Origin of the sequence: Fibrella rubiginis, assembly GCF_017353185.1 — a bacterium.
Lineage (GTDB): Bacteria > Bacteroidota > Bacteroidia > Cytophagales > Spirosomataceae > Fibrella > Fibrella rubiginis.
This window is the reverse complement of the sequence record NZ_JAFMYV010000006.1, coordinates 113,004-139,414: the sequence shown is the minus strand read 5'-3', so window position 1 is coordinate 139,414 and position 26,411 is coordinate 113,004. Positions and strand designations below refer to the sequence as shown.

The window sequence follows — 26,411 nt, the reverse complement described above, 5'->3', positions numbered from 1 at the left end:
GTAAGTGTCTAACAAACAGACAATTACCTATAATCCATCCACTCAGTTATCATGAAAAAAGTTATCCTTACCGGGGGACTGCTGCTGGCTTTTGCGGCTGCTTCGTTCGCCCAAAACACGGCCATCCTCAACCAGAACGGTTCTTACCAGACGGGTGTGCAGCAGCAGACTGGGGCCAACCAATCCTCCACAATCAATCAGAACCAGGGCAGTGGTACCAATAGCGGTAACTGGGCAGGTACGTTCCAAACGGGGACGGTGGTGAATACAGCTACCGTCAATCAGAACGGGGCCAGTGGTAACGGATCGCAGGGCAACCGGGGTGCCATTGACCAGAAAGGAGCAAACAACACCGCCGCCATTAATCAGAATGGTGGGCCTTTGGGGAACAGTGGGTTGTATACGGCCCCGCCTCCAGCCTCTGGTCCTGCTGCGGCAGCGGGTGGTAACTATGCGGGTATTGCTCAGGATGGCAACGCGAACACCGGCGTGATCATCAACCAGAACAACGGTAGTTTCAGAAACGGAGGCGAAATCTGGCAGTACGGCAATAACAACAGCAATACCACACTGAGCCAGAGCAATAATTCAACGGATAACTCGGCCGAGATATTCCAGGGTTACACGGCTCCAACCGTAAAAGGAACCGCCAGCAGCAACAACAAAGCCACCGTAGAACAGAACGGCGACGGGACAGTCAACGGCGTCAGTAGTTTCAACAATGCGCGGGTGCAGCAACTTGGCACGGGCCACACAGCTACCAGCCAGCAGAATGCGGCCGGGGGCGACAGTTACAATAACCGCAACACCGTTGATCAGTCGGGGGTAGGTCAGACAGCGAGTACCCAGCAAAACGGTACGGCCAACGGCGATTCGTACGACAACACGGTTCGTATCACCCAGGCTGATTATAATAACACAGCTACAGTGGAACAAAACGGACGTAGCCATGACAACAGGGCCAGAATAGACCAAAAAGGCTCTACCGCCAGCAACGGTAACACGGCCACGGTAAAACAGAATGGCGGCGTTGATGGCGAGAGCCGGTTCAACCGCGCTGCTGTTGATCAGGATGGCGAGTTAAATACGGCGCTTATTAATCAGAGCGATGGAACGGGGGGGGGCTACGCCAACGTCAGCCGAAGCAACATTGCCACCATTGACCAGCGGGGTAACAGCCATACGGCTAAAATCTACCAGCAGCCAGGTATGGACGGTAATTCGGCCAACAATGAGGCGTCTATTACCCAACGGGCTGTTGACAATACGGCGGTGATTACCCAGAGCAACAGGTCGAGAGGTAACCTGGCCGACGTAACGCAGCGCGGTTCTACCACAAACTACGGTAATAATGCTACCGTTAACCAAAACGATATTAGTGAGGGGCAAACGGCTACGGTGCGTCAAAATGGAGAGAACCTGACCAGCAACGTCAACCAGAACGGCGATAACACAGACAACACTGCCAGTGCAGTCAATACCGCCGAGACGAGGCAAACGGGCAAAAACCACGAAGCCAACATTTCGCAGTCGGCAGGAACCAACGGAGTAAGTCTGCTAAATACGGCGGTCATTGAGCAGGCTGGCAATGCACTTCAGCACAACGCTACTATTGAACAGGATAATGCCAGCGGGTTCAACGTAGCCAGTGTTAAACAAGTCGGTAGTGGTCATGATGCCTACGTTGGTCAGTTGGGTGTTGCGTTTGGCTATGCAGTCGGGAGCGTATTGAACGTCGCTATTGTTGATCAGTCGGGCACTCGGCAAACAGCTACCGTTTATCAGGCTGACAATGCCATTGGTAACAAAGTAACGGTTACGCAGTCGGGGGCTACTAACGCGACAGAGGTATACCAGGCCGTGCTTGCGTCGGCCAACGAAGCGCTTATCGAGCAAAGTGGCACAAACGGATACGCTTATGTTGAGCAGGCATTTGGTTCAGATGAGGCGTATGCGAAGATTCAACAGACGGGCAACCTCAATAGTGGCAGGATCTATCAATACCAGGGCACAGGCAATAATGCCCGCATTGATCAGTTAACTACCGGCGTAAATAATCTGGCTGTTATTTACCAGGGCGATGACGCTGGTGCGCCCGACGCCTCAGACAACAACACGACGACAGTTACGCAACGCGGCAGGCAGAATACGGCCCAGTTTGATATCGTTGGCGATAACAACACCGCCGCCACGTCGCAGACTGGCAGAGGGAATGTTGTTCGGGGCATTAGCGGTGTGTCGCCGTTTGCCTCCTATGCCGGGCAGTATGGCGATAGTAACACACTGACCATTACACAAACCAGTGCTGCCGCCGGGCCGGGTAACACCGCCAACGTATACCAGGCTGGCAATGGCAACGGGTCGGTTATTACTCAAAGTAACTGACTTACCGCTTAGTAACAAATACAGGCGGTTGTTAATCAACGGATGATATTGCTTCAATGAACGACTTAAACAAACTTCTAAACCCGAAATGAAAAAAGTTATCCTCACCGGGGGACTGCTGCTGGCTTTTGCGGCCGCTTCGTTCGCCCAAAACACGGCCACCCTCAACCAGAACGGTTCTTATCAGACGGGTGTGCAGCAGCAGACTGGGGCCAACCAGGTCTCGACCATCAGTCAGAACCAGGGCACAGGCACCAACACCGGCAACTGGGCAGGCACCTTCCAGACGGGCACAGTCAGTAACACCGCCACGGCCAACCAGAACGGGGCAAGTGGTAACGGATCGCAAGGCAACCGGGCGGGCATTAGCCAGGGGGGAGGTGGCGGTAACGTGGGTACCATCAACCAAAATGGTGGCGCACTGGGCATGAGCGGTATGGCTACTCCGCCACCACCAGCTAACTCAGGCGGCCCCGTGGGCGACGGCAACCGGGCGGGTGTTGCCCAGACAGGCAATACCAACACGGGGGTGATCAACCAGAACAACAGCAGTTTCCGCAACAGCTCGGAGGTCTGGCAAAACGGCAGCACCAACAATGGAACCGTCGACCAGAGCAATAACTCGGTACGCAACCAGGCCACCATTTTTCAGGGCTACACAGGCCCGTCGGCCCTCAGTACGCCCGGCAGCAACACCGCCACGGTAAGCCAGAATGGTGATAACACGTCGGTGGGTCAGAGTGCCGACAACACGGCGCGCGTGCAGCAGATTGGTATGGGCCATGTGGCTACCAGCGAACAGAACGCCGCCAGTGGTAAAAACAGCTATGGCAACCGCAACACCGTCGACCAGTCGGGGATGAATCAGACGTCGAGCACCCAGCAGAACGCCACAGCCAATGGCGATTCGCACGATAACGTATCGACCACTACGCAGACCGACTTCAGCAATAACGCCACAGTAGAGCAGAATGGCCGTAGCAACAATAACACTGCAACGGTTGACCAGAAAAACTCTACGGCGGGAAACGGCAACATCGCTACTATCAAACAAAATGGCGGTGCGGCTGGCCTGAGCGAGTTCAACCAGGCTACCACGAAACAGAACGGTGAGGCCAATACGGCTCAGATTCTTCAAAACGAAGGATCCGGCAGCACTAACAGAAGCAATGGTAACGTTGCCACCACTGATCAGACAGGTAGCGGTCACAGTGCCAAAATCTATGAAAGCGCCGGTTCGCTGGGCAACTCATCAGGCAACACGGCTACCATTACGCAGACCACGGTTGACAATACGGCGGTGATCACCCAGAGTAACAAATCCCTAAGCAACACAGCCAGCGTTACGCAGAAAGGAGCCACAGTGGGCAACGGTAACGACGCGCGCATCAACCAAAACGACGGTAGCAACAACCAGACGGCCACCGCCAAACAGGATGGTACCAACCTGGCCAGCCTTATCAACCAGAACGGCAACACCACCTTCAACACCAATAGCAGCTACAACACGGCCACGACAGACCAGACCGGAGCGGGCCACAGCGCAGGTATTAACCAGGAAGCGGGCGGCGCGGGCACCGGTACCAGCGACCACAACACGGCCCTGATTACGCAAAGCGGTACGGCTACCCCTCACAATGCTCTCATTGAGCAGAGTAACCTGAGCAGCCGTAACCAGGCTACCATTACACAGGTAGGCAGCGGGCAGAATGGTAACATCTACCAGGATGGCGTTTTCTTTAATGCACCCGGTACGGGTAGTGCCGATAACCAGGCCACCCTCAACCAGTCGGGTACGAGCCAGCTAGCCAACATTTACCAGGCCAACGGGGCTACGTTTGGCATAGCAACGGTGACACAATCGGGATTGACCAACATCGCCAACGTATTTCAGGCTGGTAATGCCAATGGTAATACGGCTACCATGACGCAAACTGGTACAAGTGGTAGTGGCTACATTGAGCAAAGTTTTACTGCGTCCAATAACATTGCTACCATGACCCAGTCGGGGGCTACCAACACTGGCCGTATTCTCCAGAACAGTATAGCAAGCGGTAACACGGCCACCGTAACGCAAAGTGGTACGAGTGGTTTTGCTCAGATCTATCAGCGCACCAGCACATTCAACTCAGTGGGTGAAATCAAACAGAGCGGTGCTACCAATACGGCCTATATCTATGAATATCGGGGTACAGGCGACAACGTGCTGATTGACCAGTTGACCACCGGCAGCAATAACCGCGCTGAAGTTTACCATGGCGATGGTACCCCGCCTGCGTCTTCTGACCGCAACACCACAACTGTGACGCAACGGGGCGATTTGAACATCACGCGGTTTGATGGGCTGGGTAGCGATAACGTAAATACGTTCACGCAGACTGGTAAGAGCAACCTCATCAGGGGCATAACCGGTGTATCACCCTTCGGTGCGTATGCCGGCCAGTATGGCAACAGCAACGTGATGACTATCACCCAGACCAGTGACCCCGCAGGGCCAGGTCAAACCGCGAGCGTGAACCAGGTTGGTAACTTCAACACCTCGGTGATTACGCAGAGCAACTAGGTTATTGAAACCTCGTTATGTACCAAAACCCGGCCAGATCAACTGGCCGGGTTTTTCATTGATAGAAGACAGATTAAAAATAGGCGTCTACGCAGCTCTTTACTAATCGGTAATGAGGCCCATATCGAGGCCTTGAGGCGCATAATGGCCTCATCTGTAAACTACCGACCGGTAACTAATTGGCTTATAAAAGGGTGTCGGTTTGCCGTTTGTGTCATCATTTCGGTAGATTTATCAAATGAAAAAACTATCCTTTCCTCTTCTCTTTCTCGGGCTGGCTCACTGCGCCACGGCGCAAACCAACGCCCAGTCCGAGGCGTTTTGGACCGGGACGTTAACCACCGTCACTACTGGTCAGCAAGCCGCACTGACAAACAGCCCGTTGGTACCCACAAGCACCGATCAGGTCATCTTATTGCAGCAGGGCAACAACAACCAGGTCAACTATGTCAATACGGGTGTTCAGCTGGGCAATCGGGTTGGGCTGACCCAGCAGGGCGACGGCAATCGGCTCAGCCTATCGGCCAACGGGTCGCAGAATAACTACCTGCTGGAACAACTGGGCAGTGGCAACGAACTGCAACTGAACGCCGTGCGCGGCAATGATGCCCAGCTACAGGTGCGTCAGACGGGCAACAACAACAGCCTGATCAGTACAGGTATGCCATTTGGTGGTTTGGCGCTGCCCATCAAAATTGAGCAGTCGGGTGGGGCGCGTGCCATCATCACCAGTACTTACTAGACCACGGTATGAGGGTTATAGGTTTGCTCATCTGTTTGCTGGCCTTGGTGGCTCCTGCCTTTGCGCAGGACCCCGACGTGCCGGGCCTTGGTGAACTGGATGGTATGCTGCGCGAAGAAGCCATGACCGAACAGAGCACCGAAAGCCTGCTGCTGGACAATACCCGTTCTAAAACCGGCCGCGATTTCTACGATGCCTTCTACCGTGCTTATCAGGACCTGGCACCGACCAGCGACGGCTCACCCCTGGGGCAACCCTTGGTTTCGGGCGCGCTGGCACCGGGGGCTACGGGTGCCACACCGGGCGATACCGCGCAGGTGCAGTTGCAGAAACCACTGGAATTTGAACTGAATCTGTTTCTGATTGCCGTCGACGAACTACCCGCTAATTCGGGTATCGGCAGTATTATCTCGATCACCGTTAATGACGAATTGCTGTTTCAGCAGATTGTGCAGAATCGCATCGACACCATCGAAGAACTGGCTGTATATGCTGCCCAGGTAGTGCGGGAGTACGTAGACAATTACGCCGAAACACAACGCCAGCTCGACAGCGACGACCAACGCGGGTCGGGGGTATATTAACTGATTACGCTTTCTCTCTTAACCAATTGATTATGAAACGAATACTACTCTTCACGTTTGGGCTGATTGGTATGGCGGCCCTCTCGGCGCGGGGGCAGGCACTGGTCTACCGCCCCAATAACCCGGCTTTTGGCGGCAACACCTTCAACTACCAGTGGATGCTGTCTTCGGCGCAGGCGCAGGACAAAAGTAAGGACCCGTCTCAACGCACTAGTACCAATGGCCTTGGCAGCCGTACCACATCGTCATTAGACGATTTCTCATCGAGTTTGCAACGCCAGTTGCTCAGCCGCATTACCTCCAACCTGCTCAACAAGCAATTCGGTGAAACCACCCTTAAAGAAGGAACCTACCAGTTCGGCGATTTCCAGGTCAATATTACCAACGCTGCCGATGGAGTGCTGATCCGTATCGTGGATGGCAAGGGTGGCGAAACTACCGTAACCGTTCCTTATTACTGAGTCGCTTTACCACCAATTTATGAACCGTTTGTATCAAGTCATGGCCCGATGGGGGGCCATTGGGCTGCCGCTGCTCCTGTCGGGCTGCGCCGCCTATTTCCACCAGCCCACCGGCCCTCGCTCGGCCCGGCTGGGTGAAGAAACCGCCGTAACGACCAACCTACGCAGTTTGCCGCCCGCCCGCGATAAGATCGTGGCTGCCGTTTATAAATTCCGCGACCAGACCGGTCAGTACAAACAGTCGGAGAATGGCACCAGTTTTTCGACGGCTATTTCGCAGGGCACCACCAACATTTTGCTTAAAGCCCTGGAAGAGAGCAACTGGTTTACGCCCATTGAGCGCGAAAACGTAGCCAACCTGCTCAACGAGCGCAAAATCGTGCGTTCCAGCGTAGCGCAGTATAAGGAAGGCGAAAACCTGCCCCCATTGCTGTTTGCGGGCATTATTCTGGAAGGCGGTATTGTTTCCTACGATGCCAACATCATCACGGGTGGTGCCGGGCTGCGGTATTTCTCGTCGGGCGGGTCAACCCAGTACCGGCAGGACCGCGTCACGGTTTACCTGCGGGCCGTAGCTACCCGGTCGGGTAAAATTCTGAAGACGATCTACACGTCTAAAACCATCCTGTCGCAGTCGGTGGATGCCAGCGTATTCCGGTTTGTAAGCTTCAAGCGCTTGCTGGAAGCTGAAACGGGTTTTACCACGACTGAACCCGGTCAGATGGCGGTGACAGAGGCTATTGAAAAAGCCGTATATGCCCTGGTGGTTGAAGGTATTCAGGATGGGCTGTGGTCTGTCTCGGAAAAAGCAGCCGCGCAGGCAAAACCCCTGCTGGATAGCTATGAGCGCGAAAAAACGGAGATGAGCCAGACCGATGTCTACGGCTCCCGCATCAGCACCACTGCCCCCGCCCGGTTTAGCCTGCAACCGTACATCGACGGTACCCGACTCTATACCGACTACACCCAACGCGCTACGCGGGTGGGATACGGTTTGAGTCTGGAAGCCTACCTGACACCCGTAGTGGGCCTGCAGGTCAATGCCGCCACGGGCGCACTCACCAGCGGCGACGTGAACCGGTCGTTTAGCAGCCTGGGGGCCAGCGTGCTGTTTCGGGCGTTGCCTAACCAACCTGTATCGCCCCTGTTTACGGTGGGCGGGGGTATGCTGGTGCAACGGTCGGCAGGTACGTTCTATAGCTTGCGGGGGCAGCGTTATGGCGAAGCTACCGGTGGGGCGGGCGTGCAGTATAACCCCAACCGCTACATTGGCATACGCACCATGCTGGAAGCTCACTTGCCCTTTTCCGACAATATCGACGGGCTGGTGGCGGGATTGCACAACGACTATTACCTGCGGGGTACCCTGGGCTTAACGGTTAATCTGGGTCGTTTTGGGCGCGTGAAACCAGGCAAAGCTACGCCCATATCAGTAGCTCCTGCACCGCCCGCACCACAGGCTACGCCGCCCCCTGCCACACCCAAAAAACCTTAACCTGACCTTCCTCACTCATGTATAAACTTAGTTTGATTGCTCTGGTAGCCCTCCTGGTAGGGCTATGGAGCTGCACCGAAGAAACCCTGGTAGACCCGCTGGTCTACACCAGCGTTCGGGGGCAGGTGTTGATTAGCGCTACGCGCAAACCCGTTAAAGGCGTATTGGTGCGCATCAGCCCCGGTAGCCGTATTACCGAAACAGACTCTACCGGTAATTTTAAATTCGACAGTCTGACGGCGGGTAAATATTCCATCACCGCCACGCTGGCTCCTTACCGCACCGAGGTCGTCACCGTCGATGCCAGTACGGGGTCGGTGTCGCAGATTGCGATTTTGCTCGTAACCGACAATAGCCAGAACCGGCCACCCACCATTCCTACGGTGGTCAAGCCTGTCTCGACAACCAGCGGTTTGCCTACTACCCTGACCTTGAAATGGGCCGCTACTGACCCCGGCCGCGATACGTTGCGGTACGATGTGCAGCTGTTCCGCGAAGGCAGTACGGCGGCCACCCAGTCGTTTACCAATATCCTGGCCGACTCGGTGGTGGTTAGGAATCTGGATTACAACGTTACCTACGTCTGGCAGGTCACCGCCCGCGATGGTGTCAATACGGTAAACAGTCCGCTGTTCTCGTTTCGCACGGCCGCATTTCCTGATCTGCCCTACGTATTTGCCCGCCGGGTGAACGGTCAGCTTCAGATTTTTGCAGCCGCCAACGGCACCGACGCTCCACTACAACTGACCACCGCCGGCAACAACTGGCGCCCCATTGGTTCACCTGACCGGAAGCTGATCGCCTACATTTCGAACGTCGATACAGAACTGAACCTCTACATCATGAACCCCGACGGCAGCAACCAACGCCGTGTAACGTCGGTGCCGCTGTCGGGTCTGTCGGCGCTGGACCTCTCGTTCACCTGGTCGCCCGACGGTACACAACTGGTGTATCCTGCCGGCGATAAGCTGTATGCTGTTCGTACTGACGGCACAGGGTTACGGCTGGTGGCAAGCGCACCGGGGCGGCAGTTTGCCGGTTGTACCTGGTCGGGACAAACCAACCGGATTGTAGCCCGGACTACGTCAGGCTATTACAACAACGAACTGGCCCTGATTCCGGTCAACGGTACCGACCCGCAGACGCTACTCAAACGCGAAAACAACCGCGTGGGTAACCCGGTGTTCTCGCTCGATGGCAAGCAACTGGTATTTACCATTGACCAGGGCGACCTCCGCAACGAGCAGGGTCGGCAGGCCGATGCTCGTATTTACCGCCTGGATTTAAGCAACAACGCCTTAACAGAGGTAACGGCCACGTCGACGGGGGGTAACAACAACGTAACGACCAAGCCCGCCGGCACCAACGATCTTGATCCCCGCTACGACCCCACGGGCAGCAAGCTGATCTTCACCAATACCGACAACACGGGTACGGGTGTGCGGAGCATTGTGGTGCTGGACCTGGACGGCCGCAACCGTACCACGCTGATTACCAACGGCGAAATGCCCTACTGGCGGTAGGGACTGGCCGCTTAACGTCCGGGGTATACAGGCTAAAATCAGCTGATTTTGGCCTGTATACCCCGGACGTTGGCCGTTTGAACACTGGACACAAACCTTGTCTCTTTCACCCCCTGCTTTTGTCCTTTACTCACCCTTTGCGCCAATGCTGTCTGTGATAGATTTACAGTGTAGCAATCAACTGTAAACAACATGCAAAAGATCACCACATTTCTCACGTTCAACGATCAGGCCGAAGAGGCGGCCACGTTCTACACGTCCATTTTTGCCGATTCAAAAATTAACCGCATCAACCGTATTGGCGCGAATAGCAGTTCGTCGGAAGGAAGAGTGCTATCGGCCACTTTTCAATTGCGTGGGCAGGAATTCTTTGCGCTGAACGGTGGTCCTAGCTTCACGTTTAGCGATGGCATCTCACTGTTTGTTGACTGCGACAACCAGCAGGAGGTAGATGAACTTTGGGAGAGATTGTCAGAGGGCGGCAAAAAAGGACAATGCGGCTGGCTCAAAGACAAATTTGGCGTGTCGTGGCAGATTGTTCCGTCTGCCCTGGGACGGCTTTTGCAGGGTGACGATCCAACCAAGTCGAAGCGTGTAATGGAGGCTATGATGCAGATGACCAAGATTGATATTCAAACACTGGAAGCCGCCCGCAACGGCTAGTTGAGATCACGTTGATAAAAGGGGCTATCGGCTCGATCAACCAGCTTATTTTTGAAATAACAGCAATACGTGTCGCTTCTGCGAACGGGTGGTCTCATCTGGTTCTGCTGATGGGATGCTCCCACGGCCTACGGCGGTTATGCGGCGTTCGGCCACACCTTTCCGGCACAAATAGGAGCGGACGACCCTGGCCCTGTATTCCGACAGGGTCAGGTTTAGCCGGGGATCGCCTACATTGTCGGTATAGCCTTCGGCGGTGAGTCGGAGAGTAGTGTCGCGGGTCATCAGGTGCGCTACGTTGTCGAGCACCTCAAGCGCCGAAGGCATGAGTTGGTAATCACTCTGGGCAAAGAAAATCTGACGCTTTTGAGACAGGTCTGTAGCTACCGCCTCTGGTAGAGGGGTACCTTGTGCCGGGGGCGGAGCGGGCGTCGTTGTAGCCACAGACTTAGGTCTTGGCTGGGCTACTGCTGTTTTTGGTGCCAGCAGAGGCATTTTTTGGGCAATAATCGGCGAAACGGGCAGTGCTGGTTTTGGCTTCGGCGTGGGTGGCGGTACTGGTTTGGGTGCAGGCGGAGGTGATGATTTAGGTAGTGGGCCATTGTACAGAAACTGGGCGGACACTTTCTGCTGTGGTGCGTTTTCAAACGCCGGCTTCTTGCCCGACTCGTTCACCAGGTTCCAGTTTAGCTGGGCATAGCCACCATTACCGGCGTTGTAATACTCGATTTTGAGATCGTAGAATTGGCCCGCTTTGAGGGCTACCGCCTGTCCGTAAACTTTCTGCTTCCGGTAGCGCCATTCGTCCATGGCCAGTTTGCCATCTACCCAGATGCGCATACCGTCGTCCACTACCGCCGTGAATTTGTATGGGCCGCTCACGGGGGCATAGAGCTTGCCCGTCCAGCGCACGGAAAATGATTTAGGATTTACGCCAGCAGCGGGCAGGGTGTAGCCGTCCCATGAAAAGTCAACCAGTTTATCGGTTCGTACCAGCACCTTCCGGTTGAAGGCCGGGCCGTTGTAATATTCGCCCTGCAAACCGTTTCCGCCCGCCGCCTGACCCCAGACCGGCACAGACAGAAAAAATCCGCCCAGCAACAGGCACCAGCGCAACATACGTGTAGGTGGTTGAGTCAAAAAAAGTCCGCTCGGGTATTGTCATTAATCAAGAGGATTCAGTTGAGTCGATATTCCACAAACTACCACCGGGGTATTTACTAAACGGCTCATAAATTTAGCGCGTCGAAGCTGGCTTACAGGCAGTTATGCTGTAATTGGTGCAGGGTCAGAGTGAGGTAGGAGCATGTCCTGTGTTTAGCTATCTTTGTTTATGTCAAGTTTATAAACGCATATGTATTTCCCTCCGGTAACAACCCCCTCCATTGTGCATGACGATCAGGTTGTTTGGGCTCCCGCTATCCATCAGCGGGTTATTGCCCAACTTACCACCGGACTGGGAATTTTGTACTATAAAGAGCACAGCATTAGTCTTGAACCCCTGCCTGAAACAATGCTCGATGAGGGGAAAGCCAGTCCGGTACCAGACCTCTCCCTTTGCAACAATACAACCGACGAAACGCCAATTATCATTGAAGTTTGTCATTCGAAAGGGCAGAAGGAAGACCTGCAAAAAGTAATACAACTAATTGATGCTGAGCTGTATGGAATTATGGAAGGCTTTGTTTATAACTACAAAACCAATGAGTGGCTTCGTTATTGCAAAGGGGATGGTGGCGTGGCTACAACCAGTTCATTCTCAGCGTTGTTAGATCTGGATTTGGCGCAGTTTTTAAACCTGTAAGGTTAGAAGGGAACCTTACAGGTTTATGGTCACTCGCTCCGCAGACTCTTTACCGGGTTCATTAGCGCGGCGCGAATGCTTTGGAACGAGACGGTGAGGGCGGCTACTATAACGGTGGCCAGTAGCGCCAGCGCGAAGACGCCGGGGCCAAGGTTGATCTTGTATTCAAACGTTTGAAGCCAGCCCCGCATTACCCACCAGGCCACCGGCACGGCCAGCACAAACGCGATAGCAATAAGCCGCGAAAACTCCCGCCCAAACAGCCACAGAATACTGCCCATACTGGCTCCCAGCACCTTCCGTACGCCAATTTCCTTGGTCTTCTGCGACACCATGAACAGTACCAGACCATACAAACCCATACAGCCAATCAGCAGGGCCACGGCCGCAAAGAAGTTGACGAGCTTGCCCATCGTTTGCTCTTCCTGGTATCTTTCTTCAATCTCATCGTCCACAAACCGGCTATCAAAATAGCTGTCGGGGTATACGCGGTTGTAAAGGGCTCCCAGCTGACTGATTACCTGCTGGAAATTGCCCGTTTGTACCTGGATGTTGGCGGCATAATAGTTGGCGGCCCGCGTGGTAATGAACAACGGCTTGATCTCCTGCTTCAGCGATAACTGATTGTAGTCTTTCATCACACCCACAATTTCGTAGTTGCGACGGCTGCTATCCTGATGAATGAATTTGCCCAGCACGTCGGCGGGTGATTTAGCGCCAATTTTCCGGACAAAAGTCTCATTGACAAGGGCTTCGCGCGCGGTGTCGGAGGGCTGCATGTTACGGCCGGCCACCAGCTTAAGGCCGTAGAGGTCGACGTAATCCGCATCGAAACGGGCCTGCTGCACCTGCCATTTCTCTTCTTCAGCGCGCGTGTCGTACTGAATTTGGGTGTTGCTTTCCCAGCCCGACTGGGGCGCACCACTCATCGAATAACTAAACTTCTGCACATTGGGCAGGGCCTGCGCCAGTTGTTTAAACGTCCGCATTTTGGTCAGGTCCTGCTGTGGAACAAACGGCAACCGAACCGTCAGGATAGCGTGCCGGATGAAACCAAGGTCTTTGTTGCGCACATACGCCAACTGACTGCTCACGACCACCAGCCCGATCACCAGCACCTGCGAAATGGCAAACTGGGCTACGACCAGCCCTCGCCGTACCGCAAAACCCCCTGCCTGCCGAGAGGTGATTTTGCCCGCCAGCGCTACCACAGGCTTGAAACCCGCCAGCACCAGCGCCGGGTATAGCCCCGCCAGCAGCACCACACCCAGCAGAATCAGGCCCAGCCAGGCTATAAGCGCGGGTTCAAAGTAGAAGGTAAACCTGAATGCGCCGTGCAAATAGGTTTGTGTCAGTTGCAACCCGTAGCTGAAAATGAGCAGTCCTGCCGCCGTAGCCAGTAATACAATCACCGTAGTTTCGCCCAAAAACTGACTAAATAACTGCCCCCGCGTGCTGCCCAGCACTTTCCGCACGCCTACCTCACGCGACCGGTTCAGCGCCTGCGCTGTAGCCAGGTTCACAAAGTTGATGCAGGCCGTACCAATCAGCAGCAAGCCAATGGCGAACAACGACGCCAGTAGCCCCCGGCTTACCCCACCATGTTCGGTCGAGAAGTGAACGTCGGCCAGGGGTTGCATGGACCAGCGTGTAACGGCGGCCCCTTCAGCGTTCTTGTGTTTTTTCACGAACGTCAACATCTGCTGCGCCCAGTTGGCAGCGGTAAAGCGGTTATTGAGCAGGACAAAGCAGAGGGTGCTGCTGTTGATATTGTTGAAATCGTCGAGCATCTTCTGGCCGTGCATACCCTCCCAGGATGCCCAGGAAGGCATAATAGTGTAGCCAAAGTCCGTGTTGTCGCGGTAGTCGGCAAAGACACCGACCACCCGAACGGGGTAGCGGGCGTCGAGTTTGAGGGTCTTGCCCACGGCGTTTGTCGTGCCAAAATACCGCTTGGCCAGCTTGGCTTCCAGCACCACCGTGCCCGGCTGATTCAGGTCGGCAGGGCCACCCGACAGCCAGGTGTAGTCGAACAGGTTGAAGTAGGCGGGTTCGACAAAAGCACCTTTCGTATGACTGTCTTTAAACTTCCTGTCGACCTGCCCGCCTGCCGCCACGGCCACCATGGGGTCTTCCCACTCGTCGAGCATGGCTACCTGTTCTATGTCGGGGTAATCGGTGCGGAGGGTCTTGCCAAAAACCATTGGTACGCCGGGGGTATGGAATGCGCCGTCGGGCAGATTAAACAGCGTCGTAATCCGGTAAATGCGGTCAAACCTGGCGTGGTGCCGGTCGGTCTGAAAATGGTAGCGCACCAGGGCAAATAGTAGTAGCGCACAGCCAACACCCAGCCCCAGGCCCGTGATATTGATAAGGGCATATGCCTGGTTTTTGCGCAGGTTACGCAGGGCGATGGTTATGTAGTTTCGAAGCATAACGTATAGTATGGTAAAAATTTAGGCCAGCTGGCGCAGGTGGCGTTGAATGGTAAGGTCTTCCTTGCGCACGAAGGTGATGGGCACAAAATCGTCGGTGGGTTCGCCAATGTAGTAGAGCGACCAGTCCTGGTCATAGCCCGATAACATTTCGCGGATGCACGCTACGCGGTCAAAAGTTGCGGTCCGGCAGTCGGCCCAGTAAAACAGCTCGACGCGGTAGTGCAGGGCCTGCTTTTGCCCGTTGATACTCACCTCAATCTCAATTTCCTGCTTACCAGGAATGTTGGGGATAGGAATAGCGATGTAGGACATAGTTGTTTAGGGTTTACTCGCTCCGCAAACTCTTTACCGGGTCAGCCACGGCGGCTTTGACGCTCTGGAAGCTCACCGTGAGCAGGGCAATACCCACTGCCAGTGCGCCCGCCCCGGCAAAGATGCCCCAGCTGATGGTGATCTTGTAGGCAAATGCCTGTAGCCAGGTATTCATGCCCCACCACGCCAGCGGCGAAGCGACCAAAATAGCCACCACCACCAGCTTCAGAAAATCGCCACTGAGCAGCGCCACAATGCTACCCACCGACGCTCCCAGCACCTTGCGCACGCCGATTTCTTTCGTGCGGATTTCGGCGGTAAAGGCCGCCAGTCCAAACAGACCCAGGCACGAAATCAGGATAGCCAGCACTGAGAAATAGAGAATAACGCGCCCTGTGCGCTGCTCAGAACGGTATTGCGCGTCGAGGTCCTGATCCACAAAGCCGTAGGAGAGTGGATTGGCCGGGTCAGCTTTTTTGTAGACGTTTGAGAGCGCAGCCAGGGTGCGTGGCAGGTGGGTGGGCCGGGTTTTCACCAGCAGGTTGAAATAGGGGTTGGTGGGCTGAAACCGAAAAATAAACGGCTCGATAGCCACCCGCAGAGGCCGGAAATGAAAGTCACGCAGCACACCCACGATCTTACCGGTTATTCCCCAAAACTTTACCTGCTTGCCCAGTGCCGAGGTGGCTGTGTAGCCCATCCGTTTGGCCGCCGTTTCGTTGATCATATAGGCCCCCAACACCCGCGAGGTGTCGGCGGGGATTTGCGCCGAGAAGTTCCGCCCCGCCGCCAGCGACATGCCCGTAGTGGCCATGAATCCCTGGTCTACATTCAGGTTTGTGATCAGAAATTCGTCTTTGGGTGCCTGCCCTTCCCATTCAACGTTACCCGAATTGGCAATGTCGACCAGGTTGCCGGTGGCTACGGCAACCTGCGCTACGCCGGGCAACTGCCGAACCTGATCGCGGAAAGCCAGTGCATTGAATTTGAGGTCGCCTTTGAGCCGGACGTAGAGCAGCTGTGATTTATCGAAACCGAGCCGGGCGTTCTGGATAAACGATAACTGTCTGTAAATGACCAGCGTGCCAATGATTAAGGCCGTTGCCAGGGCAAACTGCCCCACCACCAGCCCCTGCCGAAAGCCACGCCCCGAGTGCCCCACCATGGCTCCTTTCAACACCCGGACCGGCTTAAATGACGACAATACAAATGCCGGATAAACTCCCGCCAACAGGCTCACCAGTAACAGGATACCCAGCAGGATGCCCCAGAAAATGGGCAGCTGGTAGGGAATGGTCAGGGTCTTGGCGGCGATGTCGTTGAAGAGGGGCAAAAAGACTTCGGCCAGCAACGGCGAGAGCCCCACGGCCACAGCCGTCACCAGCGCGGCTTCGCCCAGAAACTGCCCTACCAATGCCCCCCGTTGCGCACCCACCACTTTGCGTACGCCCACTTCTTTGGCCCGCTGTGAGGCGCGCGCCGTGGCCAAATTGATGAAGTTGACGATGGCAATGAGCAGCACAATCAAACCCACGGCGATGAACATGCGCACATAACCAATGCTGCTGCGCTTGCCCCAGTCGCTCTCAAACGAAAAGGTAGAACGCAGGTAAATGTCGGCCAGGGGTTGCAGGAAAAGTTGTTTGTCGTTGCCATTATCATACCGTTTCAGCACGTTCCTGATTTTGTCGGCGAAGGCCGCTGGATTGATGGGTGCGCCTGTTGCCTCTGCCCGCAGCTGTACGTAGGTATGGTAGCTGTTGCTGTTCCACTTTTTGCTCCATTCGTCGTTTTGCTCCAGCCATTTGTAGGGCAACAGTACGTCGAACTGTATGTGTGACCGGCTGGGTGAATTTTGAACAATGCCCACCAGGGTCAGATTATCCTTTCCGTTGAAGGTGATTACCTGACCCACCAACGACTGTTTTTGCCAGGTTGAGCCGAAAAAGCGCTCAGCCATGGCTTCACTGAAGATAACTTCATCAGGGTTCCGGAAAACCGTTTTGGCGTTGCCCAGCCGCATCGGGAAGCTAAACAGGCTAAAGAACGTGGGGTCGACAATCAGCATCTGCTCGGCCTCCAGTGATTGCTTCCCCTGGGTCAACACCCCGCCCCAGCGCCCCACGCGGGTGGTCTGCACCACTTCGGGAAAATCTCTGGCCAGCGCAGGCGCCAGTGGACCCGGCGTCACGGCCACGTCGAAGAGGCCGTCGGCCTGTTTCTGTTTTTCCCAGAGCCGATAAATGTGCGGGTAGTTGGCGTGGAAACGATCATAGCTCCACTCGTCGTGTACGTAGAGCGCAATGAGCAGGCAACAGGCCATGCCCAGGGCCAGTCCACCCATGTTAAGCAGGCTGTAGAGCGGCGAGCGACGCAGGTTCCGCAGGGCTATTTTGATGTAATTGTGGAGCATGGTCAGATGAGCAGTAAGAGACAAGATTTAAGAGGCTAGAGACAAAACGTTTCCAGGGGAATCTTGTCTCTTACTGCTCATCTCTTGTTTCTCATGATCAGGCTCAACAGCCGTGCCAGCACAAAAAAGGCCGTTTCCTGGCGAGAAACGGCCTTAAACCGACCAAATGATGTCCGAAAATGGACAGGATTTCGTCCGAAATGGTACGACTTATCGGGCTGAAAATCAGAACCGGATTACGAAGCCTGGCCCGGCTGTGCTGAAATTGGAATAAGGCAAAACAGCCCGTATTAGGGCTGTTTCGGGACGCGGTAGTAAACCTATGAGGTTGAAAAAAGCCTGACAGGTTTATTATTCACTCCGCAGGCTCTTGACGGGGTTTGTCAGGGCAGCGCGGATGCTCTGGAAACTAATCGTGAGCAGGGCCGTAACCACCGCCAGCAGACCCGCCAGCACAAAGACCCACCACGGCATGGCCACGTGGTAAGCAAAGGTTTGCAGCCATCGGTTCATGGCATACCAGGCCAGCGGCGAGGCGATCACGATAGCCACCAGCACCAGTTTCAGGAAGTCTTTGCTGAGTAGCGCCACAATGTTCTGCACACTGGCACCCAGTACTTTGCGTACTCCAATTTCGCGGTGGCGGCGTTCGGCAGAGAACGTAGCCAGACCGAAGAGACCCAGGCAGGAGATCAGCACGGCAATGCCCGCAAAGACGTTGAACAACTGCCCCGCCTTTTGTTCGGTCTTGTAAAGCTGAGCAAAGCTGTCGTCCAGAAACGTGTACTTGAAAGGCTTGTCGGGATAGCTGGCTTTCCAGATTCGCTCGGCGTCGGCCAGTACACGCTCCGTTGCACCGGGGTTGACTTTAGTGAAGATGTAGGCGTGCCAGCCGGGGGCATCAAACAGCACCATGGGGTCGATCTTTTCGTGCAGACTCTTGAAGTTGAAGTCCTGCGTTACCCCGATGATCTGGCCCCGGCGGCTCTGAAACTCAAACCATTGCCCCACCACGGGTGCTTTCAACCCCAGCGATTTCACGGCGGCTTCGTTCAAAATCACGTTGGCCGTGTCGAGGCGCATGTCGCGCCGAAACCAGCGGCCTGCTGTCAGCTTCAGGTCGAATACCGAACGAAATTCCGGCTCGACCGAAAACTGAGACACGGCGGGTGTGAAGTCGTCGGGTTTGGCGGCCCATTTCAGGCTACCACTGTGGCTACTCATGTTGTTGACAATAGGCTGATTGGCCGACGTCACAGCTGCCACGCCACTCAACTCGCGCAGTTGCCGCTTCATTACATCAATGGCGCGGGTACCAGACATCATTTTGCTGAAGGGAAGCTGCAGGCAAAATACATGGTCGCGCTGGTAGCCGGGGTCCTTGCTTTGCACGAAGCGCAGCTGTTGAAAAATGATCATCGTGCTGATTATCAGTATTATAGACGCTGCAAATTGCGTGACCACCAGCCCCTGCCTGAACTTGGCGTTACTCAAACTCAGCACGTTGCCTCCCTTCAATACCTTCACCGGCAGCAGCGATGACAGTAACGCCGCCGGATAAACCCCCGACAATACCACCGTTGCCACCACACTACCCAACAGCAGCAGCCAAAGCGTACCATTGCCCAGGTCAAGGGAAAACTGGTTCTCGGTAAAGTCGTTGAACAGGGGCAGGCTTAGCCAAATCAGCAACAGCGCCACGCCCAGTGCCAGCACCGTGAGCAAGGTCGACTCAATCAGAAACTGGCCAAACAAGGCCCCCCGCCCCGCGCCAATAATCTTTTTGACGCCCACTTCTTTAGCCCGCTGACTGGCCAGGGCCGTTGATAAATTCACGTAGTTGATGCTGGCAATGATAAGGATAACCAGGCCTACCAACCCCAGCATCCAGACTGTGTTGCGGCTACCCTTGGGCAACTCATCGTTCTGAAACGAGGTCTCGAAATGGATGAATTTGAGGGGTAATAGACTGGCTGTGAGGGTAGAGTCTTTCTTGTAGGCCCGGTAGAACTGGGTAAGCTGTTGCCCTATTTTGGCCGTCGACGTGCCCGGTTTGAGCTGCAGAAATAACTGGTAGTTGAAGTTGTTCCAGTCCAGGTCATTTTTGCGGTCAGCGGCCGATTTGAATGAAGCGGCAATGGGCACCAGCACATCGTAGCGGAAGCTGGAATTAGGCCGGTTATTGCGCACTACGGCCTGCACCGTAAGCAGGGTAGTATCCATCAGCACGGTCTTGCCCACGGCGGTTTGCGGATCGCCAAACCAGGTGCGGGCCTTGTTTTCGGTCAGGATAACGCTCCCCGGCTCGTCGAGGGCGTGGGTGGCGCTGCCCGCCAGAAACTCGTAGTCGAAACAGGCAAACCAGGTTGAGTCGATAAAGGCACTATTCTCTTCGGAGAAAATGTCATCGTGCACCCGAAAATTGATCGGTTGCCACGGTTTCTTGAACCGGGTGATGCGTTCTACATCCGGAATCTGGCGTTGGGCCAGATCACCCAGTACCAGCGGCGAACTGGACCAGATCCAGGGTTCTCCCGATACTTTCAGCGTATTGGTGACGCGGTAGGTGGTATTGGCCTTGCGGTGGTAGCTGTCGAAGCTCAGTTCGTTTTGCACCCAAAGCAAAATCAGCACCGACGCTGCCAGGCCCAGTGCCAGCCCGCAGAGGTTAATGAGGCTATACAATTTTTGGCGAACCAGATTCCGCCAGGCGATTTTGAGGTAGTTGCTGAGCATGTCGGGATGAAGAAAAAACGGTGACGAATAATCAGTAGGCAGGCGTTTGACGGCCCAGGGCCGCGCAAAGCCCAGGAGGTCGCGCCAGTAGCGCCACTGCGCCCGGCGCAAACCCACCCGCCCAACCTGATAGGCAAATTCTTCGTGGAGGTCGCCCTGAATGGCTTCCAGCCGGTGCGGGGCCACCAGCCATTCCAACAGTCGGTCGGCCAGGCGCGGGGGCTTGGGTAGGGGCGTCATACAATGGCGAGGTTTGGGCTGGTCGGCACGTCGCTCCAGAGTTGGGTGCGCAAGTTTTTGATGTCCTGCAAAGTCTGGTAGCCGTAGGCCGTTACGGTAAAAAGCAGTTTGCGCCGCCCGCCGCGTTCGGGCGTGGGGTCGCCGAGGCGCGAGGCTACCATGCCCTTTTCCTGCAAACGGTGCAGGGCTGCGTGTACCTGGTTGAGCCGCACGGCGCGGTCGGTTTCTTCGTTGATTTTGTGGGTGAGGCCCAGGCCGTAGCCTTCGCCGTCGAGGGCCGCCACAAGCAGCAGCACGATCTCTTCAAACTCCCCCAGGTACGTCCGTTTCATGGCTGGTGTATTACTTCCATTTTTGCTGAGCAAATAAGCGACCAAAAACGCAAAACAGGCGTTTCTGAGCTAGAAACGCCTGTTTTGCGTCAGAATCCATCATGCCAGTTGTCCGTTTCTGGACACCAACCGGACAGTTCACTCACTCCGCAAGCTCTTCACGGGGTTCATCAGGGCCGCACGTATGCTCTGGTAGCTCACTGTCAGCAGGGTAAGCCCCAACGCCCCAAGACCCGACACGACGAAAATCCACCAGGTGATTTCGGTGCGGTATTGGTATTGTTGGAGCCAGTTATTAAGGAAATAATAGGCAATTGGTGTGGCAATACAGAAGGCAATACCAACCAGCACTACGAAGTCTTTGGAAAGCAGACTCCACAAATTCACTACACTAGCCCCTAATACTTTACGAACACCGATCTCCTTCGTGCGCGCTTCTGCCATGAAGGATGCCAGTCCGAATAAACCCAGGCAGGAAATAAAAACGGCAAGGATGGCGAAGATGCTCGCGAGGTTGCCGATGCGCTCCTCGCCGGAAAACTTGGTGGCGAACTCCTGATCAGCAAATTTGTAGTCGAAAGGAACAGTGGGATTATACTTTTGAAACACGGCCCTGATCGTAGCCAAGGCTTCGCCAGCGCCCTGTTCGGGGTTTATTTTAATCGTTATCGTATTCATCGTCCGCTCATTGTTCATCATAAAAACCATTGGTTTGACTGGCTCAAACGGTGATTGCATAACCAGATCATGAACGACGCCAATGACGGTGAACTCTTTGTCGTGCCAGCGAATGATTTCACCCACAGGATGCTGAATACCAATCAACTTAACGGCGGCTTCGTTGAAGACAAATGCGAGCGAATCGGTCGTGAGTTTCCTGGAGAAGCCACGCCCCTCTTTGATTGTCCAGCCAATGGTTTTTCCGAAATCCTCTGATACGGAAACGGTGCCAAACATGGCCTGCCGATTGGAGTCTTTGCCCCGCCAGTCTAGGTTATTGGCCGATGACCAGACATCCGTCGTTGGGTTTGACGATTCGGCCATATTGACTACCGCTCCGGTTTGAAGCAAATCCAACCGGAGCGCATCATAGCGGCCCAGCGAACTTGTGTTGATGGCAATTAACCCATTCCGATTATAACCGATAGGGCGGTTTTTGGCATGCTGAATCTGCCGAAAAACGATGATCGTGCCGATAATCAGCGTGACCGAGACGGTAAACTGTAGGACCACTAGCAGCTGACGCGGCAAAGCCACCAGGCGGCCAACCCGAACGACACCTTTCAGCACCTTGACCGGACGGAAAGACGATAAGTAAAATGCCGGGTAACTACCGGCAATCAGCGCAGTGAATAGACTAAATCCGAATGCGGCCAACCAGAAAAGTGGCTCGGTCCATAGCATAGCCATCTGCTTGTTGGCCAGCTGGTTGAACCAGGACAAAGAAAGCCAAACCAACCCCATCGAGAGGATGAAGGCGACAGCAACAACCAGCACCGACTCACTTAGAAACTGACTAATTAATTGACCCCGTACCGAACCAACCACTTTGCGGATACCGACTTCTTTAGCTCGTTTTTGGGAGCGGGCCGTGCTGAGGTTCATAAAATTAATGCAGGCCAGCAACAGCACGAAAATACCAATGATGCTGAACAACCAGACAAATTGAACACGCCCACCGCCCGCTACGCCATTTTTGAAATCGGCATATAAGTGCCATTGGCGCATCGGCCACAGGAAAAGCGTCGGTTTTACCGGGTCTTTACTTCCTTCATAAAGTACATGGCTGATTTTTGCCGAAACCTGCTCGAAACGACTGGCTGGATTGAGCTGGACATAGATTGGAAACGAACTGCTTTTCCAGTTTGTCATGATGCCGGGCGATGAGGTCGCTAATAGCGCGAATGGAGCGATGAAGGCTGTCCCATTAAACTGTGAATTGCGCGGGAGATCTTCATAAACGCCGGTCACTTTTGCCATCCGCCGGTCGCCAGTATCAACGATTTTATTTATTGGATCCTCAGCACCAAACAGCACGTTCGACGTTGATTGGGCGAGGAGTACAGCGGTTGGGTCCGTTAGTTTCCGGCTGCCTTTCAGCATGGTCAATGTCAATAACTCAGGAAATGCCGCTTCGCTGAAGCGGCCATTTTTTGTGAGTTTCTTTTCATTGTAAGCCAGGGTTATGTCCATAGGAACGGCCACGGCCACGTACTTAAAATCACTGGCATAACTTCTGCGTAACTTGGTAGAGAGCGGAAACGGAAGCGATTCGAACGTTTGAGTCCCATTTTCAAGTGGTTGATTTTCCAGTACCTGCGCAATGCGGTCATACTGCGGATGGGATTTGTTGAACGACAATTCATCCCAAACCCACAGGCCAATCAGCATGGCGACGGCCATACCCACCGCCAGCCCGCCAATGTTGATGGCCGAGTAGACTTTATGGCGAATCAGATTGCGCCAGGCGATTTTTACATAATTGCGTAACATATCAGGGCTGAGTAAAAACGGGGTTGTGTATTCCGGTACGTGTCTCGATTTGGCCAGTGGTCGCAGCAGCCGAAGCACGCTAAGGGTATAGTGCCAGTTGGCCTTTCGCGGCCCGTGGGTACGGACCCAGTGAGCGTACAGTTCGAGCAAATCGCCCTCGACTTCTTCGCGGGTGTCGGGGTGACCCAGCCAGTGGAGCAGGCGTGTGGCCCAGCGCGGCGGTTGCGAGTGTTGGTTCATGGCGTGGACGAATCAATACCCCATGAGTTGGAGCGTTTGCGGGGGTAGGGCTTCCCAGAGTTGGGTACGTACCTGCTGCACGTCTACCAGGGCTTTGCGGCCGGTGGCGGTGAGAGTGAAAAACCGTTTCCGGCGCCCGCCTCGTTCGGCTGTAGCCCCGCCCATCTGAGAGGCTAAATAGCCTTTCTCTTCCAGCCGCTGCAGGGTAGTGTGTACCGTGCTAAACCCCACCGCCCGGCCCGTTTTCTGCTCGATTTCCTGCGTCACGGTTACGCCGTATGCCGCCTCGTCCAGCACGGCTACGGTGAGTAGTACGATCTCTTCAAACTCACCCAAAAACGCTCGCTTCATAACACCTTGATTTTATACGATAATGCCGATCAAATGCGGTGCCAACGTAAAAAAACGCCCCTACGTGGTTGTAAGGGCGTTTTGCAATAAATCAACCTGTCCGATTCTGGACAATGGCCGGACAGAGTTTACAAACCTTATAGAGTTAGTCAAGCCCGTTTTAAAACCTGTAAGGGTTATACTGCCTTCACTCGCTGCGCAACGCCTTAATCGGGTTTGTCAGGGCCGCTTTAGCTACCTGTAGGGCTACGACCATACTCGTTAACAAGGTGAGCGATATACCCACCAGCGCAAAGGGCGAGGCCGTTAGCTGCGCATGGTAGGCGTAGGTGGCCAGCCAGCCCGACAGCAGCCAGTAGGCCAGGGGCCACGCCAGTGCATTGGCCAGCAGGATCACCCAGACATATTCGCGCAAAAACAGACTAACCAGGTTCGGCACCGAGGCTCCGAGCACTTTCCGAACGCCCAGTTCTTTCGTGCGCCGCGCCACGCTCAGCGATACCAGCCCCACCACACCCAGCAGCATAATAAATAGGGCTAGCCCGGTGGCGAGGTAAGCGGCTTGTTCCAACTGGAGTTCCGACTGGTACAACCTTTGAAGCGTCTGATCCATAAAGGCATAGTCGAAAGGGGCGTCGGGGAAGCGGGCGCGCCAGGTGCGTTCCAGCGCGGCAATGGTAGCGCGGGGATTGCCGGGGGACAGGCGAAACGAAAAAAACCGGTAGATGGGTAGGTTTTGTGTATGGCCTACAGCCACCGGACCGATGGCTTCGTGGAGGGTACCAACGTGAAAATCGGCCACTACGCCCAGAATCCGGAACAGACGCGGGCTACCGTAGACGCGTACGGACTGGTCGACGGCGGCGGCGGGCGTGGGGTAACCCAGCAGGCGGACGGCGGTTTGGTTGAGTACTATACCGCCTGAATCCTGAGGCATTCCGGCCGGGTTAAAGTAGCGGCCAGTCAGCATCTTGATTCCGTATGTAGCGGCAAAAGATTCATCTGTAGTCATGGATTTCATGCCAACGGCCCCCGTCGAATCCTGCCCGGGGCGGTATACGTTGACGCTGTTGCCCACGTTGCCGTTCGGAATTTCAAACGACAAACTGGCTGATTCCACCCCCGGCAGCCGGGCCAGCTCGGCGCGGACGGCCTGCATTCGGGTTACACCCGCCGATGACCAGTCGCGGGGGAGTGACGAGATGGTGAGAACCGATTCTTTGGTGAAACCCAGGTCGCTGGTGAAGAAAAACGCAATCTGCCGCGACACGATCACCGCCCCCACAAACACCACAATGGCAACGGCAAACTGCCCCGTAATAAGCACCTGCCGAAACAGACTTCCCTCGCGCACCGAGCGCAGTTTTCCTTTCAGCGAATCGACCGACGAATAGGCCGACAGGTATAAGGCGGGGTAGCCCCCCGCCAGCATACCCACAAGCAGGATCAGTCCCAGAAGCCCCGCAAAAAACAGCCACGGCAGTCCCCACAACGGCGGAATAGCCTTGCCTACCACGTCGATAAACAAGGGACGAAACAGGCCGTACAATACCAGCGACAGCCCCGTAGCGATGGCCGTAAGCACTAGGGCTTCGAGCAAAAATTGCACCGTAAGCTGCCAGCGCAGGCTGCCCAGGGCTTTTCTGACCCCGATTTCGCGCAGCCGCGTCGACGAACTGCCCAGCGACAGGTTTACGAAATTGACCACGGCCATGAGCAGAATAAACCCGGCCACCGCCAGCAGCGTCACGATCAGTTGCGCCACCAGCCCATTGTTGCTTTGGCGGTAGTAGTCGGTGAGGGGCGTAAGGTAGGCGGTGAGGTTTTTTTGCGTTTCGGGCGGGGTATTGGTCCTGATGAGTTGGGCCAGTGGTCCCTGCAATTGCCCCGGCAACACGCCCGGCTGCAACTCTACGTAGGTGACGATGTAGGGGTTGGCCCACACCGTGAAATCGGCCCCGAAACTGGCCAGGCTCCCCGCCGACATAAACACCTCGTTGACCTCGGTCAGCAGGTGCGAGACGGAGTTGTTGGGCAGTGCGTTCAACACGCCTGTGACAAGGTATTCGCGCTTACCGGCCTGCGGTGTCTCTACGGTCAGCGACTGGTTGAGCACGTCGGTTTTGCCAAAATATTTCAGGGCTTTATCGGCCGTAATCACGATGGCGTTGGGCGCGATCAGGGCCGTGCGCGGGTCGCCGTGGAGGAGGTCAAACCCAAACATAGTCAGCAGGGTAGAGTCGCCGATCTGGATCGACTCGCGGAAGTGATTGGTACCCCGCGAGATGGTCGCGTTGACCCCGTGAAACCGGTAATAGTTAGCCACCAGCGCAGGGTAGTTGGCCCGCAGGGCCGCGCCCATGGGGGCCAGCGTGGTTAAGGGCATACCCTGGTTGGCGTCGGTCCAGCGGCTTTGCACGAGGTATTGCCGGGGGGCGTGGCGCAGGTCGGTATTAACCTGGTATTCGGTCCAGACGTAGGCCCCGATCAGGGCGGCAAAAGTGATACCCACGGCCAGCCCAACGATGTTGATCAGCGAATAAAAACGGTGAAACAGCAAATTCCGCCAGGCAAGTTTGAGGTAGTTCGTGAGCATAAAACCGGTACGTAGTTGAGTGATGGCTCAAGGTACGTAC

18 protein-coding genes are annotated in these 26,411 nt (G+C 55.2%); 9 read left to right on the top strand and 9 right to left on the bottom strand.

Annotated features, from left to right (window positions below):
• Window positions 1–51 precede the first annotated feature (51 nt).
• The 8 genes from J2I47_RS13135 (at window position 52) to J2I47_RS13100 (ending at window position 10,416) form a co-directional block, all read left to right on the top strand.
• Window positions 52–2,385 carry a beta strand repeat-containing protein gene (locus J2I47_RS13135; RefSeq protein ID WP_207365052.1) on the top strand — a complete coding sequence of 778 codons (2,334 nt, stop codon included), beginning with the start codon at window positions 52–54 and terminating at the stop codon, window positions 2,383–2,385.
• Between the two features lie 88 nt (window positions 2,386–2,473).
• The gene (locus J2I47_RS13130; protein ID WP_207365051.1) at window positions 2,474–4,948 is read left to right on the top strand and encodes a beta strand repeat-containing protein; all 2,475 of its coding nucleotides are present in this window, start codon (window positions 2,474–2,476) and stop codon (window positions 4,946–4,948) included.
• A gap of 238 nt (window positions 4,949–5,186) precedes the next feature.
• Window positions 5,187–5,690, top strand: coding sequence for a hypothetical protein (locus tag J2I47_RS13125; RefSeq protein WP_207365050.1), 504 nt, complete (start codon window positions 5,187–5,189; stop codon window positions 5,688–5,690).
• Window positions 5,691–5,698: 8 nt separating this feature from the next.
• Window positions 5,699–6,274 carry a CsgE family curli-type amyloid fiber assembly protein gene (locus tag J2I47_RS13120; RefSeq protein ID WP_207365049.1) on the top strand — a complete coding sequence of 192 codons (576 nt, stop codon included), beginning with the start codon at window positions 5,699–5,701 and terminating at the stop codon, window positions 6,272–6,274.
• A gap of 32 nt (window positions 6,275–6,306) precedes the next feature.
• Window positions 6,307–6,735: a curli production assembly/transport component CsgF gene (locus tag J2I47_RS13115; RefSeq protein ID WP_207365048.1), complete on the top strand. Its 429-nt coding sequence runs from the start codon at window positions 6,307–6,309 to the stop codon at window positions 6,733–6,735.
• Window positions 6,736–6,754: 19 nt separating this feature from the next.
• The gene (locus J2I47_RS13110) at window positions 6,755–8,230 is read left to right on the top strand and encodes a CsgG/HfaB family protein (RefSeq protein ID WP_207365047.1); all 1,476 of its coding nucleotides are present in this window, start codon (window positions 6,755–6,757) and stop codon (window positions 8,228–8,230) included.
• 17 nt (window positions 8,231–8,247) lie between these two features.
• Window positions 8,248–9,753: a carboxypeptidase-like regulatory domain-containing protein gene (locus J2I47_RS13105; RefSeq protein WP_207365046.1), complete on the top strand. Its 1,506-nt coding sequence runs from the start codon at window positions 8,248–8,250 to the stop codon at window positions 9,751–9,753.
• Window positions 9,754–9,945: 192 nt separating this feature from the next.
• Entirely contained in the window at window positions 9,946–10,416 is a 471-nt protein-coding gene (locus tag J2I47_RS13100; RefSeq protein WP_207365045.1) for a VOC family protein, read from the top strand.
• A gap of 45 nt (window positions 10,417–10,461) precedes the next feature.
• Here J2I47_RS13100 and J2I47_RS13095 read toward each other — a convergent pair whose 3' ends face one another.
• Entirely contained in the window at window positions 10,462–11,535 is a 1,074-nt protein-coding gene (locus J2I47_RS13095; RefSeq protein WP_207365044.1) for a PA14 domain-containing protein, read from the bottom strand.
• A 235-nt stretch (window positions 11,536–11,770) separates the two neighbouring features.
• Here J2I47_RS13095 and J2I47_RS13090 point away from each other — a divergent pair, with 235 nt between their 5' ends.
• On the top strand, window positions 11,771–12,220 hold the full coding sequence (locus J2I47_RS13090) for a hypothetical protein (protein ID WP_207365043.1): 450 nt from the start codon (window positions 11,771–11,773) through the stop codon (window positions 12,218–12,220).
• Between the two features lie 29 nt (window positions 12,221–12,249).
• On the opposite strand, the gene J2I47_RS13085 is transcribed toward J2I47_RS13090, so the two are convergent.
• The 8 genes from J2I47_RS13085 to J2I47_RS13050 form a co-directional block, all read right to left on the bottom strand.
• Window positions 12,250–14,655: an ABC transporter permease gene (locus J2I47_RS13085; RefSeq protein ID WP_207365042.1), complete on the bottom strand. Its 2,406-nt coding sequence runs from the start codon at window positions 14,653–14,655 to the stop codon at window positions 12,250–12,252.
• A gap of 21 nt (window positions 14,656–14,676) precedes the next feature.
• Complete coding sequence (locus J2I47_RS13080; protein WP_207365041.1) at window positions 14,677–14,970, bottom strand: hypothetical protein; 294 nt, start codon at window positions 14,968–14,970, stop codon at window positions 14,677–14,679.
• A gap of 13 nt (window positions 14,971–14,983) precedes the next feature.
• A complete protein-coding gene (locus J2I47_RS13075; protein WP_207365040.1) occupies window positions 14,984–17,383 on the bottom strand; it encodes an ABC transporter permease in 2,400 nt (799 codons plus the stop codon).
• 351 nt (window positions 17,384–17,734) lie between these two features.
• Window positions 17,735–20,359 (bottom strand): ABC transporter permease, encoded by a 2,625-nt coding sequence (locus J2I47_RS13070; protein ID WP_207365039.1) that lies wholly within the window; start codon window positions 20,357–20,359, stop codon window positions 17,735–17,737.
• Window positions 20,356–20,691 (bottom strand): PadR family transcriptional regulator, encoded by a 336-nt coding sequence (locus tag J2I47_RS13065; protein WP_207365038.1) that lies wholly within the window; start codon window positions 20,689–20,691, stop codon window positions 20,356–20,358. The genes J2I47_RS13070 and J2I47_RS13065 overlap by 4 nt, the downstream gene beginning before the upstream one ends.
• A 138-nt stretch (window positions 20,692–20,829) precedes the next feature.
• Entirely contained in the window at window positions 20,830–23,424 is a 2,595-nt protein-coding gene (locus J2I47_RS13060) for an ABC transporter permease (protein ID WP_207365037.1), read from the bottom strand.
• A 12-nt stretch (window positions 23,425–23,436) separates the two neighbouring features.
• Window positions 23,437–23,775: a PadR family transcriptional regulator gene (locus J2I47_RS13055; protein ID WP_207365036.1), complete on the bottom strand. Its 339-nt coding sequence runs from the start codon at window positions 23,773–23,775 to the stop codon at window positions 23,437–23,439.
• Between the two features lie 187 nt (window positions 23,776–23,962).
• The gene (locus tag J2I47_RS13050) at window positions 23,963–26,371 is read right to left on the bottom strand and encodes an ABC transporter permease (protein WP_207365035.1); all 2,409 of its coding nucleotides are present in this window, start codon (window positions 26,369–26,371) and stop codon (window positions 23,963–23,965) included.
• Window positions 26,372–26,411: the final 40 nt, after the last annotated feature.

Excerpts from the sequence above, each read along its gene's own strand:
- J2I47_RS13090 (WP_207365043.1), top strand. The coding sequence starts at position 11,771 with ATGTATTTCCCTCCGGTAACAACCCCCTCCATTGTGCATGACGATCAG.
- J2I47_RS13130 (WP_207365051.1), top strand. The coding sequence starts at position 2,474 with ATGAAAAAAGTTATCCTCACCGGGGGACTGCTGCTGGCTTTTGCGGCC.
- J2I47_RS13075 (WP_207365040.1), bottom strand. The coding sequence starts at position 17,383 with ATGCTCCACAATTACATCAAAATAGCCCTGCGGAACCTGCGTCGCTCG.
- J2I47_RS13085 (WP_207365042.1), bottom strand. The coding sequence starts at position 14,655 with ATGCTTCGAAACTACATAACCATCGCCCTGCGTAACCTGCGCAAAAAC.
- J2I47_RS13135 (WP_207365052.1), top strand. The coding sequence starts at position 52 with ATGAAAAAAGTTATCCTTACCGGGGGACTGCTGCTGGCTTTTGCGGCT.
- J2I47_RS13100 (WP_207365045.1), top strand. The coding sequence starts at position 9,946 with ATGCAAAAGATCACCACATTTCTCACGTTCAACGATCAGGCCGAAGAG.
- J2I47_RS13125 (WP_207365050.1), top strand. The coding sequence starts at position 5,187 with ATGAAAAAACTATCCTTTCCTCTTCTCTTTCTCGGGCTGGCTCACTGC.
- J2I47_RS13070 (WP_207365039.1), bottom strand. The coding sequence starts at position 20,359 with ATGACGCCCCTACCCAAGCCCCCGCGCCTGGCCGACCGACTGTTGGAA.
- J2I47_RS13115 (WP_207365048.1), top strand. The coding sequence starts at position 6,307 with ATGAAACGAATACTACTCTTCACGTTTGGGCTGATTGGTATGGCGGCC.
- J2I47_RS13055 (WP_207365036.1), bottom strand. The coding sequence starts at position 23,775 with ATGAAGCGAGCGTTTTTGGGTGAGTTTGAAGAGATCGTACTACTCACC.
- J2I47_RS13120 (WP_207365049.1), top strand. The coding sequence starts at position 5,699 with ATGAGGGTTATAGGTTTGCTCATCTGTTTGCTGGCCTTGGTGGCTCCT.
- J2I47_RS13050 (WP_207365035.1), bottom strand. The coding sequence starts at position 26,371 with ATGCTCACGAACTACCTCAAACTTGCCTGGCGGAATTTGCTGTTTCAC.
- J2I47_RS13060 (WP_207365037.1), bottom strand. The coding sequence starts at position 23,424 with ATGAACCAACACTCGCAACCGCCGCGCTGGGCCACACGCCTGCTCCAC.
- J2I47_RS13065 (WP_207365038.1), bottom strand. The coding sequence starts at position 20,691 with ATGAAACGGACGTACCTGGGGGAGTTTGAAGAGATCGTGCTGCTGCTT.
- J2I47_RS13105 (WP_207365046.1), top strand. The coding sequence starts at position 8,248 with ATGTATAAACTTAGTTTGATTGCTCTGGTAGCCCTCCTGGTAGGGCTA.
- J2I47_RS13095 (WP_207365044.1), bottom strand. The coding sequence starts at position 11,535 with ATGTTGCGCTGGTGCCTGTTGCTGGGCGGATTTTTTCTGTCTGTGCCG.
- J2I47_RS13080 (WP_207365041.1), bottom strand. The coding sequence starts at position 14,970 with ATGTCCTACATCGCTATTCCTATCCCCAACATTCCTGGTAAGCAGGAA.
- J2I47_RS13110 (WP_207365047.1), top strand. The coding sequence starts at position 6,755 with ATGAACCGTTTGTATCAAGTCATGGCCCGATGGGGGGCCATTGGGCTG.